The 17,265-nt window shown below is 32.9% G+C and carries 15 protein-coding genes, 1 pseudogene and 1 riboswitch; of the genes and pseudogenes, 2 read left to right on the top strand and 14 right to left on the bottom strand.

Features of this window, described 5'->3' with window-relative positions; all coding sequences use genetic code 11:
* The first annotated feature begins 332 nt into the window (after positions 1-332).
* Positions 333-1,865: a glycoside hydrolase family 1 protein gene (locus tag bsdtw1_RS00610; protein WP_183275670.1), complete on the top strand. Its 1,533-nt coding sequence runs from the start codon at positions 333-335 to the stop codon at positions 1,863-1,865.
* 129 nt (positions 1,866-1,994) lie between these two features.
* On the opposite strand, the gene bsdtw1_RS00605 is transcribed toward bsdtw1_RS00610, so the two are convergent.
* From bsdtw1_RS00605 to bsdtw1_RS00580, 6 genes are all read right to left on the bottom strand, one after another.
* Positions 1,995-2,906 (bottom strand): sensor histidine kinase, encoded by a 912-nt coding sequence (locus tag bsdtw1_RS00605; RefSeq protein WP_308463787.1) that lies wholly within the window; start codon positions 2,904-2,906, stop codon positions 1,995-1,997.
* 68 nt (positions 2,907-2,974) lie between these two features.
* Complete coding sequence (locus tag bsdtw1_RS00600; protein ID WP_183275668.1) at positions 2,975-3,772, bottom strand: ABC-2 transporter permease; 798 nt, start codon at positions 3,770-3,772, stop codon at positions 2,975-2,977.
* Complete coding sequence (locus tag bsdtw1_RS00595) at positions 3,765-4,688, bottom strand: ABC transporter ATP-binding protein (protein WP_183275667.1); 924 nt, start codon at positions 4,686-4,688, stop codon at positions 3,765-3,767. Before bsdtw1_RS00595 ends, bsdtw1_RS00600 begins: the two co-directional genes overlap by 8 nt.
* 195 nt (positions 4,689-4,883) lie before the next feature.
* A complete protein-coding gene (locus bsdtw1_RS00590; protein WP_183275666.1) occupies positions 4,884-5,564 on the bottom strand; it encodes a response regulator transcription factor in 681 nt (226 codons plus the stop codon).
* Between the two features lie 79 nt (positions 5,565-5,643).
* On the bottom strand, positions 5,644-7,572 hold the full coding sequence (gene abc-f / locus bsdtw1_RS00585; protein WP_183275665.1) for a ribosomal protection-like ABC-F family protein: 1,929 nt from the start codon (positions 7,570-7,572) through the stop codon (positions 5,644-5,646).
* A gap of 733 nt (positions 7,573-8,305) precedes the next feature.
* On the bottom strand, positions 8,306-9,133 hold the full coding sequence (locus bsdtw1_RS00580; protein ID WP_183275664.1) for a phage replisome organizer N-terminal domain-containing protein: 828 nt from the start codon (positions 9,131-9,133) through the stop codon (positions 8,306-8,308).
* Between the two features lie 370 nt (positions 9,134-9,503).
* On the opposite strand from bsdtw1_RS00580, the gene bsdtw1_RS00575 reads away from it, so the two are divergent.
* Positions 9,504-9,899 (top strand): MerR family transcriptional regulator, encoded by a 396-nt coding sequence (locus bsdtw1_RS00575; RefSeq protein WP_183275663.1) that lies wholly within the window; start codon positions 9,504-9,506, stop codon positions 9,897-9,899.
* 119 nt (positions 9,900-10,018) lie between these two features.
* Here bsdtw1_RS00575 and bsdtw1_RS00570 read toward each other — a convergent pair whose 3' ends face one another.
* From bsdtw1_RS00570 to bsdtw1_RS00535, 8 genes and pseudogenes are all read right to left on the bottom strand, one after another.
* Positions 10,019-10,951 carry an oxidoreductase gene (locus tag bsdtw1_RS00570; RefSeq protein WP_183275662.1) on the bottom strand — a complete coding sequence of 311 codons (933 nt, stop codon included), beginning with the start codon at positions 10,949-10,951 and terminating at the stop codon, positions 10,019-10,021.
* Between the two features lie 559 nt (positions 10,952-11,510).
* Positions 11,511-11,972 (bottom strand): 6,7-dimethyl-8-ribityllumazine synthase, encoded by a 462-nt coding sequence (gene ribH / locus bsdtw1_RS00565; RefSeq protein WP_183275661.1) that lies wholly within the window; start codon positions 11,970-11,972, stop codon positions 11,511-11,513.
* A 160-nt stretch (positions 11,973-12,132) separates the two neighbouring features.
* Positions 12,133-13,341: a bifunctional 3,4-dihydroxy-2-butanone-4-phosphate synthase/GTP cyclohydrolase II gene (locus bsdtw1_RS00560; RefSeq protein WP_183275660.1), complete on the bottom strand. Its 1,209-nt coding sequence runs from the start codon at positions 13,339-13,341 to the stop codon at positions 12,133-12,135.
* Between the two features lie 23 nt (positions 13,342-13,364).
* Complete coding sequence (locus bsdtw1_RS00555; protein WP_183279689.1) at positions 13,365-14,015, bottom strand: riboflavin synthase; 651 nt, start codon at positions 14,013-14,015, stop codon at positions 13,365-13,367.
* A gap of 38 nt (positions 14,016-14,053) precedes the next feature.
* A pseudogene (gene ribD, locus bsdtw1_RS00550) lies at positions 14,054-14,494 on the bottom strand (bifunctional diaminohydroxyphosphoribosylaminopyrimidine deaminase/5-amino-6-(5-phosphoribosylamino)uracil reductase RibD); the annotation flags it as partial.
* A gap of 528 nt (positions 14,495-15,022) precedes the next feature.
* Positions 15,023-15,136: riboswitch (FMN riboswitch) on the bottom strand.
* Between the two features lie 207 nt (positions 15,137-15,343).
* Positions 15,344-16,066, bottom strand: a complete 723-nt coding sequence (locus bsdtw1_RS00545; protein WP_205245261.1) for an ABC transporter permease — start codon at positions 16,064-16,066, stop codon at positions 15,344-15,346.
* Positions 16,067-16,108: 42 nt separating this feature from the next.
* Positions 16,109-16,870 carry an ABC transporter ATP-binding protein gene (locus tag bsdtw1_RS00540; RefSeq protein ID WP_183275658.1) on the bottom strand — a complete coding sequence of 254 codons (762 nt, stop codon included), beginning with the start codon at positions 16,868-16,870 and terminating at the stop codon, positions 16,109-16,111.
* A gap of 181 nt (positions 16,871-17,051) precedes the next feature.
* Positions 17,052-17,240, bottom strand: a complete 189-nt coding sequence (locus bsdtw1_RS00535; protein ID WP_183275657.1) for a cysteine-rich KTR domain-containing protein — start codon at positions 17,238-17,240, stop codon at positions 17,052-17,054.
* Positions 17,241-17,265 lie beyond the last annotated feature (25 nt).

The following is a 17,265-nucleotide window of genomic DNA, read 5'->3' as shown; positions in this document are numbered from 1 at the left end:
ACAAATATGTTAATTTCCAATTTAAACTTTTACGTTCTATTAATAATTAGCTACGTTTAAAATATTAGTAAAATTAAGTTCTTATTCAGGAGATGCTATATGAGCGAGCTATTTAGAATTAAATGATTTTCTCAGATGGATTAGCGTTGAAACTGCCTTATAATTTTAATTTTCTTACGTTTAATATTTTGCAATCGTTTTTCATATTCTGAAACTTTTAACCCAAAACCTATAATCTGCTATATACTTTTCTCATGAGTAAATAAACTAAATTATATTGTTGTAAAAAGATAGCAATGTTATAGAAATGCTTATTCTAAAAGGAGGTAAACATGAAAAAGAGATTTCCAAAAAACTTTTTGTGGGGTGGCGCAACTGCAGCTAACCAATATGAAGGGGGATATAATGAAGGTGGCAGAGGTTTAGCCTTAAGTGATTTAATAACTAACGGTAGCAACTCTTCACCTAGAAAAATCTACTATATGGATACGAAGGGAAATGAAAATAGTATTATTTTAGGAATGTCTTTGCCTAAAGGTGCTAAAAGTATATTAAAAGAGAATCAATATTATCCTAGTCATAAGGCAACTGACTTTTATCATCATTATAAGGAAGATATTAAATTAATGGCTGAAATGGGGCTTAAATGCTATAGAATGTCCATATCTTGGACTAGAATATTTCCTAATGGTGATGATGCTTTACCAAATGAGGAAGGATTAAAATTCTATGATAGTGTATTTGATGAACTATTAAAATATAATATTGAACCCGTTGTAACTATTCTTCATTTTGACATGCCTAAGCATTTGGCAGATGTTTACGGTGGTTGGGCTAATCGTAGATTAATTGACTTTTATACAAAATATTGCGAAACAGTTTTCACAAGATATAAAGATAAGGTTAAGTATTGGATTACAATCAATGAAATTAATGTTCTTGGTGGTTATTGGACATTAGGTCTCAATTCAGCAAGTGAAGATTTGACAGATGTTAATGTTGAAAAAGGCGCAGGAATACATATAAAACTACCTGACGAAGAAGCTCGTGCTAAATTCCAGGCCTTACATCATTTAATGATAGCTAGTAGTTATGCAAATAAAATAGGACATGAGATTAATGCTGATTTCAAAATAGGCTGTATGTTAGCTTTAAGCGGTATCTATCCTGCAACCTGCCATCCTGACGATGTATTTGGAGCCTATGATTTTAGAAGAAGAGCTTATTTATATGCAGATGTAATGCTAAGAGGTTATTATCCAAGCTATAGTGAGGCTATCTTTGATGAGTATAACTTTACCTTGCAAAAAGCTGACGGTGATGATGAAATTCTTAGAGATTTCCCTAGTGACTACTTTGCATTCTCTTATTACCGTACTACAACTTACAATAGAAATGGTGCAAAAACAGTTACCACTGGAGGACAGCAAGGCGACTCTAATCCTTATTTAGAAGAAACTCCATGGGGGTGGCCAATTGATGCTAAAGGTCTTCGATTTGTTCTAAATGAACTGTATGATCGTTATCAAAAGCCATTATTCATAGTTGAAAATGGCATGGGAAATGTTGACGCCATGGAAGATGATAACTCCATCAATGACGATTACAGAATAGATTATCTAGAAAAGCATATTAAAGAAATGTATGAAGCCGTGACTGTTGATGGCGTAGATCTAATGGGCTATACTTGGTGGGGGCCAATAGATATAGTTTCAGCTGGAACTGGTGAAATGAAAAAAAGATATGGTTTTATTTATGTAGATATGGATGACTTAGGAAACGGTACTTTAGAGCGTAAAAAGAAAAAGTCCTACTACGCTTATAAAAATATAATTGAGACTAATGGTGAATGCCTGCATAAATAAAGGATGCCGCATCAGTATTTTTTAATACTAATGCGACATCCCTTTTCTTATACTACAGATTAATTATATTAATTTATAGTAAGCTATCCAATTTTTAAACATACCAATAACCTTTTATATTACCGTTAACTAGGGGCAAAACTCTTCTAATCCTGGTAAATTCACTCGAATCTCAAGCATCTTATCTTGTAAAAATGCCTCTACACTCCCGCCCATCTGCTCAGCTAAGAGTTTTACAATCGCTAGTCCAAGTCCTGTACTTTTACCTCTTCCTTCATCTACACTATAAAATCGGTCAAAGAGTCTTTTCACATCAATTCCCGAAGTATTCTTTATAAGATTTTTAAAAGATATGCTTACAGTTTTTCCACTTAGTATTTCCACTTGTATATTACTAGCAGAATGTTGAATACAATTTTTAATCAAGTTTCGTATGATTCTTACAGTCATTTCTTTGTCAGCAAAAATAAACATTGGGAACTTTTCGTCAAACTGAACTTCCAAGTTGTTTTCTTCAAAAAGATTTATGGATTCTACAAGACACTCAGACATCAGGTTCGTAACATTTATCTTCTCCAATTTAAAAATCGGTTCCGTATTCACAAGATAGCTATATTCAAAGAAGTTTTCAATCAATCTCCCCAGTTCATCTGCATGCTTTTGTGCTATTTGAAGCTTCTGAAGCTGCTCTTTTGATAGAGTTCCTTTACCTATTAGCTGCTGATAACCTTTAATAGCAGTAAGTGGTGTCCGCAAATCATGTGATATATTTGCAATCATATCCTTAAAATATTTTTCTTTCTGGATCAAATCAACACGATGAGTCTCATCTTCTTTTAGACATCTGTTAATATTAGAAACCAATGTATTTAATTCTTTATTAATTAGCTCTAAGCTAATACTCTGATGAGTATCCTCTTCTAATCGTTTGACCAACTGATAGTTAATATTTTTTAATTGCAGTTGCAAAAACACTATATATAAAATTAATAACAGAACTACTATGCTTAATATTACAACTGCAATTATCAATATTTTCACCACCAATTTATATTTAGATGAACCACTTCATAATTAAATTTATATTTTCAAATTGAAGTGGTTCATCTTTACTTAATTTCTGATTTTCTAAACCCCAAATATGCAATAGTAAACATCACCGCCATAAACATAAAACTAGCGCAAATAGCCTTAAAAAGTTCAGTATATGCTGTACTTGATACAACAAAAGAGTAACTTCCTCCATATGGGGTGCAGGCTAAGATATTATGGAATACCTTAGAATTATCGCCTAATCTTACAAGCTGTGCAGACAAGATCGTAAAGCCATAATAAATAACAACTACTAAAACAGGCTTCTTAATCACAAGTGCTAGTGGTATACATATGCTTAGTTGCGACAAATATATGATTATCAACGTTACTATAGCAGCAACGAGCTTCCATAAAACTACTTCAGAAAGACTTTTACCAGCCTCTACTGTTAGCAAATTCAAAAACCCCACTCCTACTGAGCCCATACTAAATTTACAGCCTGTACTCATAGCAATAACTACAGCAATTATATATGGAAGTAAAATAAATAACAAAGAACAACAAAAAACAATTATCTTTCCAAACAATACAGTAATCCTACTATTTCCAGTTGCAATTGCTTCGTGTATTATCTTATTATCAAAATCTCCACAAATAAAAATTGCTGCTATGGTTGCTCCAAGAATGCTCATCATATTTACATCAGAGAATAAGAACCCTATTCCGTTCATAGTTTTATCAATTTTGCCTTGTTGTATTAAATATGCCATCGTAACCATGGTAACAGCACTTAATGTTGTTATACCAAATAGAACTTTTATTGACTTGGACTTACGTATTTTAAATAAATCAGCAATGATTAGATTATACATTTTTGCCACCCCCAACAATAGAGATAAAGTAATCTTCTAGAGTATCTCCTCCACTTGAAAAATTTGTAATTATCATTCCATTTTCAAATAGAACTCTTGCAACCTGTTCTTTTTGATCTACATAATCATACAGTTTAACAGATTTGTCAGGCATTACTTTATAGTTTTGAGTATTTAGTTTCATCTCTAAAGTGCTTACTAACTTTTCTGGCTCTAAAGCACTTATAAGAAGATGATGCCTACAGCATTCTTCAAGTTGTGTAAGGGTTAAGGTCTGTTTAATTTCACCTTGATGTATAATAATATAATTTGTTGCTGTTTGATATAGCTCTGGAAGATTATGACTTGATATCAATATGGTCATTTGCCTATCTTCAGATAGCTTTTTTATCAGATTTCGTATCTCAACAATACCTAGGGGATCAAGTCCATTTATAGGTTCATCCAGAATAAGCAGTTCAGGCTGTCCTAGAAGGGCAATAGCAATTCCTAAACGTTGCTTCATACCAAGAGAAAAGTCCTTAGCTTTCTTTTTGCCAGTGCCACTAAGTCCCACCAATGCTAACAGTTCCTCTTCTACTTCTTTGTTAGGAATGCCTCTCATAATCCTATGAAGCCTTAAATTCTCTTTTGCCGTCATATTTTCAGAAAGACTTGGATACTCTATCATGCTTCCAATCCTTTTTCTTTCCTTTTGCAAAGATTCTTCTCCAGTGTGCCCAAAAAGCTCAATGCTTCCTTTAGTAGGAAAAGCTAGTCCTGTAATAAGTCTCATAAAGGTAGATTTTCCAGCACCATTTTGTCCAATTAAGCCATATATTTTTCCTGCTTCTAAGGTTAGCGATACATCTTGTAAGGCTTTAACGCCATTATATTCTTTTGTCAGGTTATTTGTTTTTAAAACAAATTGTTTCATATCTATTCACACGTCCTTTCTAAATGGTTCCTGTGTTGAAACTTAATTTATACTTGTTCGAAAATCTCGGCTTCTGGAGATTTTCGGGCATGCATAAATTAATAGTTGAGCTAGGAACCCTATATCTTCAAGTCTAAGGCTCAAAGGTTTAGAAAAGGTTAAGAAGCCTCATTTAATTATAAAGAAATAGATAATTTATTCTTTATACAATCGATACCCTAGTCCCCACACCGTTTCAATATACTTCTCATCACAATCTACCTTATGAAGCTTATTACGTAAGTTACTAACGTGAGTTTTCACCGCATTATCATCACCTAGATATTCTTCCTGCCAAATTGATTCATATAAATTTGCTTTTGTAAAAACCTTACCTTGATGCTTTATAAGCATTTCTAATATCATATATTCTTTTGCAGTAAGTTCAATTTCAACACCATTTACACAAACACGCTTTGCACTATCATCAAGCAATATTCCTTTATATTTAAACACTTTTGCTTCATTTATCTGCTTGCGAAAGCGCCTCAAATTAGATTCTATCCTAGCCACTACCTCTCCTAAATCAAAAGGCTTTGTGATATAATCATCTGCTCCTAATCTCAAAAAATCTATCTTAGTACCAATCATATCCTTTGCAGAAATAATGATGACAGGAACATCAGAAAACTTTCGTATTTCCTTTAGTATTTCATCTCCACTTTTGTAAGGTAGCATAATATCAAGCAATATTAAATCAAAGTTAAAATCTTTAATTTTATTAAGTCCTTCTATACCTGTAAAAGCTGATTGCGTATTATAACCTTCATCCATTAGTGACTCAGCCAACATATGATTTACATCTTCATTATCTTCAATAACCAGAATAGAATCCATCAAATATTTCTCCTATCTTTGCAAATGCCTTATTCTTTATAGTCATTATCCATATTATACCACAACATCTATCATTTAATTAACCTTCAAAGCTTAGCCACACTTCCATGATCTCATCCAATTCTCTATTAAGTTCTTCTTTTCTCAAATAAAGCTTATTGAGTTCATCATAGTTTACTCCTAAACTACTCATCTCTAAATCAATATCATTTATTTCTTTTTCAAGGCTTTCAAGCTTTCTCAGAGTTTTCTCTTTTTCCACTTCTCTTTTCTTGTTTTCATCTATACTTCTTACCTTCTTCGGCTTATCGGTTTTTACTACCACTACTTCAACAATCTGCTGCTTAAACTTCCCTCTTTCAGTTTTATAATAATCATAATTTCCTAGATAGCTCTTAAATCCATTATTCTCAACAGCAATTAATTTTTCTCCAATTTTATTGATAAAATATCTATCATGGGAAATAAAGAATATAGTTCCTTTGAAGTCTTCTAGAGCTTCCTCAAAGGTTTCTATAGAATCAATATCCAGATGATTTGTAGGTTCATCTAATATTAGAAGGTTGATATCTTCATAAAGCAGTTTAGCAAGCTTTAACCTGATTTTTTCTCCACCAGATAAATGTTTAACCTTCTTAAATACGCTATTGCCATAGAACATAAACTTAGAGAGATATTCTCTTGCTTTTCCCTCTAGTATATAGATATCATCCCTAAAGCATTCAAGTATTGTTAGCTCTTCATTTTCGAAAATAATGTTTTGAGGCAGGTATGCTACCTTTACACTAGCTCCAAGCTCTACTTTACCTGAGTCTGGTACCTCTTCTCCTAAAAGCATCTTTAGAAAAGTAGTTTTTCCGCATCCATTAGGTCCAATAAGCGCTACTCTTTCACCATAGTTAATCAGTAACTCTGCATTATTAAAAATCACCTTGTCTTCATAACTCTTAGACAACTTTTCAGCCTTTATAGTTTCATTACCCGATCTTCCAGTAGCCTTAAAGATTAGCTTCATATTTTGCTTATCAAACACCGGCTTATCAATTTTCTCTAGCTTATCCAGTCTTTTTTGTATACTTTCAGCCCTTCTAAAGAATTTGTTATTATCTGCCCTCATGGCCCAATCTCTCAAATCCTTCACTTGTTTTTCCATAGCATTTATCTGTTTTTGCTGTTCTCTAAACTGCTCAAATTGTATTCTCATATTCTCTTCTTTTTGTCTTACATAGGATGAATAATTACCCTTGTAGGTCATGGATTCCATATCTTCAATCTCTACAATCTTATTTACTACATTGTCTAAGAAATACCTATCATGAGAAACAATAATTACAATTCCCTTATATCCATTAAGATAGCCTTCTAGCCATTCAATAGAGTCCATATCTAAATGATTTGTGGGCTCATCTAAAAGCAGTATATCTGGGTTATCTATTAGAAGCTTTCCAAGTACCACTGTAGTCTTTTCTCCACCACTTAACAAACTAAACTCTTTGTTTAAGAAGCTCTCATTAAATTTTAATCCTGTGCATACCTTTCCTAACTTTTCTTCTATCTCATATCCACCTTTAACTTCAAATTGCTGTACTAAAGCACTATATTTTTTCAATGCTCTTTCAAGCTCATAATCACTGAGCACTTTCATCTCTTCCTCAAGCTTACGCATTTTCCCCTCTATATCATGAACTTCTTTAAAGGCTAAGTTCAACACATCAATAACCCTTAGCCCATTATCATATTGAGGAATTTGTTCAAGATATGCAACGGTAGCTTCTCTTGGTAAATTAATAAAGCCTTCATCATATCCGTAACTTGAAGTTTGAGGATAACCAGGATAGTAGTTCATTGGTTCAATCCCAGCTATTAATTTTAGGATAGTGCTCTTTCCACTTCCATTTGCTCCTACTATACCAACCTTTTCTCCTGAATAAACTTCAAAAGTTATATTTTCAGTTACTTGAGTTGCTTCCATATATTTCTTTACACCATTTAATGATAATTCAAACATAACTATTCCTTCTTTCATCTATAATCTAGATTACTCTTTCTATGAATAGGCATATACAATATCTCTTTTTAGTCTAAATGACTGTTAAAGCACTGTGTTAAAATTAAGTGGTTATTCATCCGATGCTTTAATGATGCTTAGGCAAAGAGTTATAATTAGAAAAACTACTTTTTACTAAACGCTAAAAAGGACTGTAAGAAGATAATTCCTCCTACAGTCCAAAATTTGCTTTTATTATAATTTATCCAGATTAGATTCATACACAGTTCACAGTTATGCTAGTTTTTCAAGATATAAGACCAAACCTTACACCATAAAAACAGCTATAACCATAAATCAATACATATAATAAGCAAAATAATATTCATACTAGATCCATATTCTAACAATCATTATCTTATTAAGCTTAAATTTCTAATCATCAACTTCCTAAAGAAGTTTATAAATATCCCAAAACATTATTGAAATATTAAACAAATAAATTAAAATATCTATTTCAGTAAAGTAAGCTACCTTCCAAATGCCTTATTCCATAAAGAGTACAACAACAAGACCTAACTATAATTAGGCAAATTAAAACTCATTACAAAATAACTATTAATTTTTAATCAAATTAATATTAGCAATTAGCTGGTGTCATAACTTACTTTCCCCTTTCAATAACTTTTTCTTTATAATATCATATTTTGAAATTTGTGTAAATATCTTTTCAATTCAAACTGGTACATCTTTATCATCCAAAGGACCATTCCGCAATACTTGTTTCATATTTTCCTAAAGATTTTGTTCTATCAGCAAAACCATCTTCTACGTCAACAGCAATTTCATCATAGCTAACTATTTCATCAATATGATTAGCTCTCGATTTACTTTTTTTCTTCTTTTTATTTATCCGTACACTCTTTTTGGTTTCTAATTGTTTAGAGCTAGATTCCAGTAAATTGCTGCTCTCATCCGTATGCTCTTTACCCTCGTCAATCAAAATAACCTCTTTATTTTTACATTCTAAGGTTTCTCCGTTAGACTCTTCCTCAGCCTCTGCACTGCTATTAATACTTATATTGTCATTATCTTTACCATTGTCTTCGTTGTTATTCTTATCTTTAGCCTTTCCTACCTGTTGTCTGAAACTTTCATATTTAGAATCTTTTACTTGATCACTACAATCTTCATTTAACTCAATTGCAACATTTTTTATTTCAATACCTTCATTCTTGTATATCCCTTTTTTCTTCACCTTAATATTTTGATGCTTAACAAAATTTTTCACTTTATATACCTTATCATCAGTTAATTCAATCATCTCTAATTCAATAAAAACTTCTAGTGCGAGCTTAATTTGAGAAGCATCTCTATTAAATTCTATCGCTAAAGTCTCTATTGTATATTCAATATTTTTTGAAAAGAACAAGTCACCTTCTAAATTAACCTTTCCTGCAAGCAAAACCAGTCTGTTCCATATATAATGAATAACATCTCTTTCTGGCTTCATGTCTATTATTTTAAATTTAGTATCCTCATACATATCAACTCTGAACTTTACATATTTTCTTTCTCTCATAAATCTCATGCTCCCTGATATTTTATTATTTGTTCTAAAAGGTATATATGCTTTAGGAGGCGGGATTACAGAATTATTTATGAGTTTTTTGTTAACTTAATAAAATAAATTATAAATATATCACTTCGTTTATAATTTACAGATTTAAGTAATATTCCTATAATAAGAACATCAAGATACCCTTTATTTCTAATTTTTCAATTCACAATTATCTTAAGACTATCTAAAATCACCATGTCTTCTTTTCTTCATACTAACTACTTGTAAATTTTAAGTATTAATTTTATACTAACATTAACACTTAGAGTTCAATCTAACTCAAAGTACTTTTCGAAAATCTATATATAATCATTGTAAGGAGAATAAATCAATGTATTCAATAAATGAAGTTGCTGATATTTGTAATGTTTCACCTCATACCCTTAGATTTTATGATAAGGAAGGTCTATTACCTTTTGTTTCAAGAAGTAGTTCTGGAAGTAGACAGTTTAGTGATTCAGATTTAAATGTTGTTAAACTTATTTGCTGTTTAAAAAATACCGGAATGCAAATTAAGGATATTAGAAATTATATTGATTTAGCTATGCAAGGAACCAAAACTAATTCACAAAGAAAGCAAATTATGATTGACCATCGAAAAGATGTTTTAAACCAAATAGATAGTTTAAAGAAAAATTTAAATATTATAGATTTAAAAATTGCTCTTTATGATTCAGATGATGGTTCATCTTTTTCTGATATATTTTCAAAACAAGATGAAAAATAATAACGCAAAAAAGCAAGGCATTCTACGAAATTTCAATGTAGTATACCTTGCTTTAGTAATTTAATTATGAGTACTAATATATATTTAATGTTGATGTATTTAAAAATTTATGTTTTACCTTAAACAAACTTTACATTTGTAAGCTTCTCAGATACTTCCCAAAGTTTTTTCGCAACCTGAGTATCTTCTGCCTGTGGAGGAACTTTCGCAAAGGTAGGATATCCTCTCATTTCATTCATTCGAGATGGTCCATAATAGCTTCCGCCTTTTGCCTCAAGAGCTGTTGCCGCATAAAGTGACGGCCAAGCCCCATGAGCTGCTGGTTGAAACAATATTGGTCCAAATAAGCGACGGGCAATTCCTGCAGCACTATTCTTTCCTGATCCATTTGGAATCAATTCAGTCCTTGATATACCCGGATGTACTGCAATACTGGTAATTCCCCATCCAGCTACATCACTTCTACGCTGTAATTCAAATGCAAACATTAGACATGCAAGCTTTGTTTGAGAGTAGGCTACCATTGGTTTGTAATCTTGTTCTGATTGAAAATTATTGAAATCTATAACACCTGAACGATTAGCAATACTGCCCAAACTAATTACCCTCGGTTTATTACCATGCTTTAAAAGAGGGAGTAACTGAGCTGTCAATGCAAAATGTCCAAGGTAATTTGTACCTATTTGCAGTTCAAATCCATCCTTAGTAACCAAACGCTTAGGTGGATTCATTACCGCAGCATTATTTATAAGAATATCCAAGCTTTTAAGTTCTGCTCTCATCTTTTTCCCAAACGATTCAATCGAAGAAAGATCTGCAAGATCAAGTTTTTCAAAGCGTATATTCCCTTTTGGATTTAATGCTTTAATCTTTCTGATTGCTTCTGCTCCCTTGTCCTTATTTCGACCAGCCATTATAACTTCTGCTCCTGCTCGAGTCATCTCCAATGCAGTTTCATATCCAATTCCACCAGTTCCTGTAACAACTACCCTACGACCTTTTTGTGATGGGATATCAGCTGCAGTCCAATTTCGTTTTATTCCTTCTGCCATAATAACAACTCCTATCATCTTATAACTATTCAAATTATCTGCATCATGTATTTTATATACATCTCGTACTCTTTCTAACTTTATAAAGCGCTTTAAAAGTTCTTTGATTGTACTTTATATAAATGTTAGCACTTAGAGTTATATCAATGTCAACTATATTTTCAAGTTACATTTTAAGGATATTCCATCTGTATATACCACCAATCCAATAGCGAAAATTCATGATTCTTCAGTTTATACACTTTGCTTTTACGATAACGAATTTATTATTTCCTTTGTCATCCAAAACAACATTATAAAGCTGCATCTTACTTATTCTGAAGCAGATGGATTAAAAACATTTATAATATTATTTAGTTAAAAATTGCTTTTTATGATTCTTATATCGATGCTCCTCATAAAGATCAACTTCAAATAAAACACCTGTTGGAAAATAATTATTTTGTTATAAAAGATAGAAATAGTAATGCAATCACTTAGAGTACTATCTAACTACATTGATTTATTTTTAAAAAAATTCCCTCAAATAATCAGCAATCAGGCTTAACACTCCCTGATATTAAAACTGTTTAAACAGGTTTGCCATTTCAATTGCTGTAACTGCTGCATCGTATCCCTTATTTCCTGCCTTTGTTCCTGCTCTCTCGATTGCCTGCTCAATTGTATCAGTGGTTACTACACCGAATATTACTGGCACCTCTGTTTCCAAGGATACACTTGCAATCCCCTTTGATACTTCACCTGCTACATAATCAAAGTGAGGTGTTGCCCCTCTTATTACGGCTCCAAGACAGATAACTGCATCATACTTATTTGATTTAGCCATTTTCTTTGCTGCGAGCGGAATCTCAAATGCTCCTGGAACCCATGCTACTTCAATTTCATTTTCTTCTACACCATGGCGCTTTAAAGCGTCAAAAGCACCTCCTAATAGTTTCCCTCCGATGAATTCATTAAATCTGCCTACAATAATACCAAACTTTAATCCTTCTGCTACTAATTTTCCTTCATACATTTTCATTTTAAATTCCTCCATTTTTTAATCTTTTTATTAAATTTATAAACTATTAATTTTTATATAAATTGACTGTAGATAAACTACTCCATATTAGGATTTATCCAAATAAAGATTCGTAGAACCATCGAAATCTTTACTTGGAACTGATTTATCTATATTTAACTTAATTGTTTTCACTGAAATCCAATATATGTCCAAGTTTTTTCTCTTTAGTTTTTAAATAATACTCATTTTTTTCGTTATGATTCATTTGTATTGGTACTCTGCTTACAATTTCTATCCCATACCCTATAAGTCCTGAAACCTTCTTTGGGTTATTGGTCATAAGTTTTACTTTTTTTACTCCAAGGTCTGAAAGAATCTGAGCTCCAATACCGTAGTCTCTCAAATCTGCCGGAAATCCCAAGGCAAGATTTGCTTCTACAGTATCCATCCCTAAATCTTGTAATGCATAGGCCTTAATCTTATTTATAAGCCCTATACCTCTTCCTTCCTGTCTCATATAAAGGAGTATTCCTCTGCCTTCCTTTTCTATCTCTTTCATAGCTGCTGCAAACTGCTCTCCACAATCACATCTTAAGGATCCAAAGGCATCACCAGTGAGACATTCAGAGTGAACTCTTATAAGAACTGGCTCCTCATCTGAAATATCACCTTTTACTAAAGCAACATGATGCTCACTATTTAGAGTGTTTTCATAGCCTATCATTTTAAATTCACCATACTTTGTAGGAAGCTTTGCCTCTGTCACTCTATTTACATATGAATCATTTTTTCTTCTATAAGCGATGAGATCAGCAATTGTTATTATTTTAAGATCATGCTCTTTTACATACTCCATAAGTTGTGGAAGTCTAGACATAGTTCCATCTTCATTCATTATTTCACATATAACTCCTGCTGGACTAAAGCCTGCCATTCTTGCTAAATCTACTGCTGCCTCTGTATGTCCAGCTCTTTTTAATACCCCACCCTCTTTAGCTTCTAAGGGAAACATATGCCCTGGTCTCTTAAAATCCATCTCTGACGAATTTTGGTCAATAACCTTGAGTACTGTTGCAGCTCTCTCATAAGCTGATATTCCAGTAGATGTTTCCGCAGCATCTATTGATACAGTAAAGGCTGTTTCATGGGAATCTGTATTTTTCTCCACCATAGGAAGAATGTTCAGTTCCCTTAATCTCTCTCCAGTAACTGGCATACAGATAAGCCCTCTACCAAACCTCGCCATAAAGTTTATAGCCTCTGGTGTTACCTTTTCTGCCGCTATAATAAGGTCTCCTTCATTTTCTCTATCTTCATCATCAACTACAACAATCATTTTTCCTGCCTTGATATCTTCAATTGCTTCCTCAATAGAATTAAATTTCATTATTTTCAATCCTCCTTTAATATTTATGCAAATCCATTTTCACTTAAAAAATTAAAATCTATATCTTTTTTAACTGCTGACTGCTCTTTAGCACCAATAAACTTCTCAATATATTTCCCTATCATATCGCACTCAAGATTTACCTCGTCTCCAATTTTCTTACGAAGCAATGTAGTCATGTCCTTAGTGTGGGGAATAATAGAAACCTTAAATACTGAATAATCTACATATGCCACTGTAAGACTTACTCCATCCATTGCAATAGAACCTTTTTGGACAATATATCTTACAAGTTCTGATGAAGCACTAACTGTAATCCATACTGCATTGTCTTCCCGCTGGTAATCTTCTATAGTTCCAATTCCGTCAATATGACCACTTACAATATGACCTCCCAGTCTGTCTCCTACCCTTAAAGCCCTTTCAAGATTGACTTCATCACCTGGTGAAAGATTTTTCAAATTGCTTCGTCTCATGGTTTCTGCCATTGCATCTATGGTGAAGCTAGAACTGTCAAAGGAGGTTACAGTAAGACATACACCATTGGTGCAGATACTATCTCCTAACTTTACGCCTTCTAGAACAGTTTTAGCTTTAATAACTATCCTTGCTGATTTTGCAGATTTAACAACTGACTCAACTCTACCTATTTCTTCTACCAATCCAGTAAACATCAAAAACTAAGCCTCCTCTTCAATATATCCTTCAATCAGAAGGGAATCTTTGTTGTTATATATTTAATAAATACTTCATTAAGCTTTCTTCCTTCCTCTTCAAGAATTCCAGTGACTACCTCTATACCAGCCTCTTTAAGAATCTTTATTCCTCTCCCAGCTACTAACGGATTAGGATCCTCCATCCCTATAATTACTTTCTTTATCCCCTTTTCCACTATTGCCCTGGCACAAGGTGGGGTCTTACCATAGTGAGAGCAAGGTTCAAGATTAACGTACATAGTTGCACCTTTAACATCCTCTGTAGCATTTAAAAAGGCATTAATCTCCGCATGATGACTTCCATAAACCTCATGATATCCCTCACCGATTACTCTGCCATCTTTTACTATGACCGCACCTACCATCGGATTAGGATTTGTGTATCCAGCCCCTTTTTTAGCTAGTTCAATCGCTCTTTTCATGTACTTAATATCCATATCATCACTCCAATCAGTTATAAAAAATGACAAAGGTCGCTGAAGTAATTTTCTTCAGCGACCCTTTAATGCATCTGCATTTATAAATTTATATATGGAAGAACCTACAGGTGAATAAACTTTATTTTTTAATGTATAGGCATAAAAACACTTCTAACCCCATTGAAATATATAGCCTTATCTAAATTAAAAACTTTATACTAGGGTTGATTACCATAGAAATTGTGTCACTATACATTAAAAAAGCCCTGAGAAATAATTCTCAGGGCGCTAACAATCCACAAAATATCTTGATTATAAATACTATGTTAAAAAAGTCGCTGAAGTGACCTTCTTCAGTGAACTTTTTTGCGCATCTGCCTTTCCGAATGAACATGAGGAAAATTTGGCAGGCGAATAAGTTTTATTTTTTACTGTATAGACATAAAATAATTCTAAACTAATTGAAATTCTTAAGTTTAACTACCTTGAAAATTTTATACTTTCATTTACAGTAAAAAGCATAGATCTATGCATCAAGAATATACTACTCATCTTCTTCCATCCAGACTTTACTGTCGGCCTCGGAGTTTCACCGAATCAACCTTACGGTTCGCGGGCTATACCGCCGGTAGGGAATCACACCCTGCCCTGAAGATATATTTAATTTTTACAGCCTAACTTTATCATAGTAAAATAAATATGTCAATATAACTATCTTATTCTTACTTAGTCAGTATAATCCATTATCAACTTTTAAATACCAAACCTTTCATGAGTATGGCAATTAAGAACAATATAAGTAACATGGTAATTTATAAGCCCTAAGGAGCCTAAAGAATTTTAATTTATGCTCAGTATAAACATAACTTATAATTTCTTATAACTCCTCATTGCAAATATATAAGCAACAACTATTATCGCTATACACCAAGCTAAGGCAACCCATATATTATTTCCTACCGGCTTATTTGCTAATAAATTACGAATAGCTTCTACGATAGGAGTTACAGGTTGATTTTCTGCAAAGACACGTACTGCTAACGGCATAGTATCTGTTGGTACAAAGGCTGAACTGATAAATGGCAAGAAGATAATTGGGTAAGCGAATGCACCTGCACCATCTGGTGTTTTTGCAGCAAGTCCTGCAATTACAGCAATCCAGGTCAAAGCAAGTGTAAATATCCCAAGAATCCCAAAAACCGCGAGCCACCCTAACATTCCTGCCGAAGAACGGAAACCTATTAATAACGCAACAAGTATAATCACTACTACAGAAATTCCATTAGAAATTAATGAAGTTAATACATGCCCCCATAATACTGTAGAACGAGCTATAGGCATAGAGTGGAAACGTTCAAAGATACCATGTTGTTTATCTATAAACAAGCGGTAAGCTACATATGCAATACCACTACCAATAGTCATTAACATTATTCCTGGTAATAGATAATCAACATAATTTTCTGTACCAGTTTTAATTGCACCTCCAAATACATAGACGAATAATAACATCATGGCAATTGGAGTAATACATACTGTAATAATTGTATCCATACTTCTAAAAATATGACGCATAGAACGTCCAAACATAACACTTATATCTTTTAAAAAATATCTATTTGTAGATTCCACTTATTTCTCCTCCCCTTTACCAATGATTGTTAGGAATATTTCTTCTAATGTAGGCTGTTTTTCAACATATTCAACTTTTGCAGGTGGGAATAATTTTTTCAATCCTTCTAGTGTATCTAGGGCAATTATTTTCCCCCCATGAAGAATAGCGATTTTATCTGCAAGTTGTTCTGCTTCCTCTAAGTATTGAGTTGTTAAGAATACTGTAGTTCCTCTATCCGATAACTCTTTTACAATCTTCCAAACTTCTAAACGGGCTTCTGGATCAAGACCTGTTGTTGGCTCGTCTAAGAAAATAATCTTTGGATTTCCCACAAGACTCATAGCTATATCAATTCTTCTTTTCATGCCTCCAGAGTAAGTACCCACTCTGCGGTCTGCTGCCTCTAACATTCCAAAACGATTAATTAACTCTTCTGCTACTTGTTTTGGGTTTTTAAGGTGTCTAAGCTTTGCTATCATTTCAAGATTTTCACGTCCTGTCAAAACTTCATCAATAGCAGCAAACTGGCCAGTAAGACTGATAGAATTTCTAATGTTTGCTGGATTTTTTTCAATATCAAAACCATCTATCACAACACTTCCAGCATCTGCTTTAAGTAAAGTAGCCATGATTCTAATCATTGTTGTTTTTCCTGCTCCATTGGATCCTAGTAGTGCAAAGATCCCTCCTTGCTCTATTTCTAAATCTACTCCCTTGAGTACTTGTATATCTTTATAAGATTTTTTCATACCTTTAATTTCTATTATGTTTTTCTTCATTTCCTTTTCTCCCTCTATAATATATTAACCTTACTAAAGTCTGCATCTAGTCCTTTCAATGCAGTTTGAGTAGTTATCATAAAATACTTCTAACCTGTTGAAATATCTATGTTTAGCTAACTCAAAAATCTTATAGTTTTCCATATAAAAAAGAGCCGATAACTGTGATTTCACTCACATGTTATCGGCTCTGCGTCTTAGCGTCTGGCTCTTTAATAACTGATACCTTTAGTTGCTTTACATTGATTATTGTTTCCTGTTTACACTTAGGGCAAAATAGCGGAAATTTTTCAAGCACTGTATCAGCACCTATCTTGACCCTTGTTTTGTTGCCACATACCGGACATAATATCCACTGGTATTCACACATTCTAACATCCCCTTACTTGATATAT

The sequence above is a fragment of the Clostridium fungisolvens genome (assembly GCF_014193895.1).
GTDB classification, from domain to species: domain Bacteria; phylum Bacillota; class Clostridia; order Clostridiales; family Clostridiaceae; genus Clostridium_AR; species Clostridium_AR fungisolvens.
The sequence above is the reverse complement of the archived record's forward strand: the minus strand, read 5'-3'. Positions and strand labels throughout refer to the sequence as shown.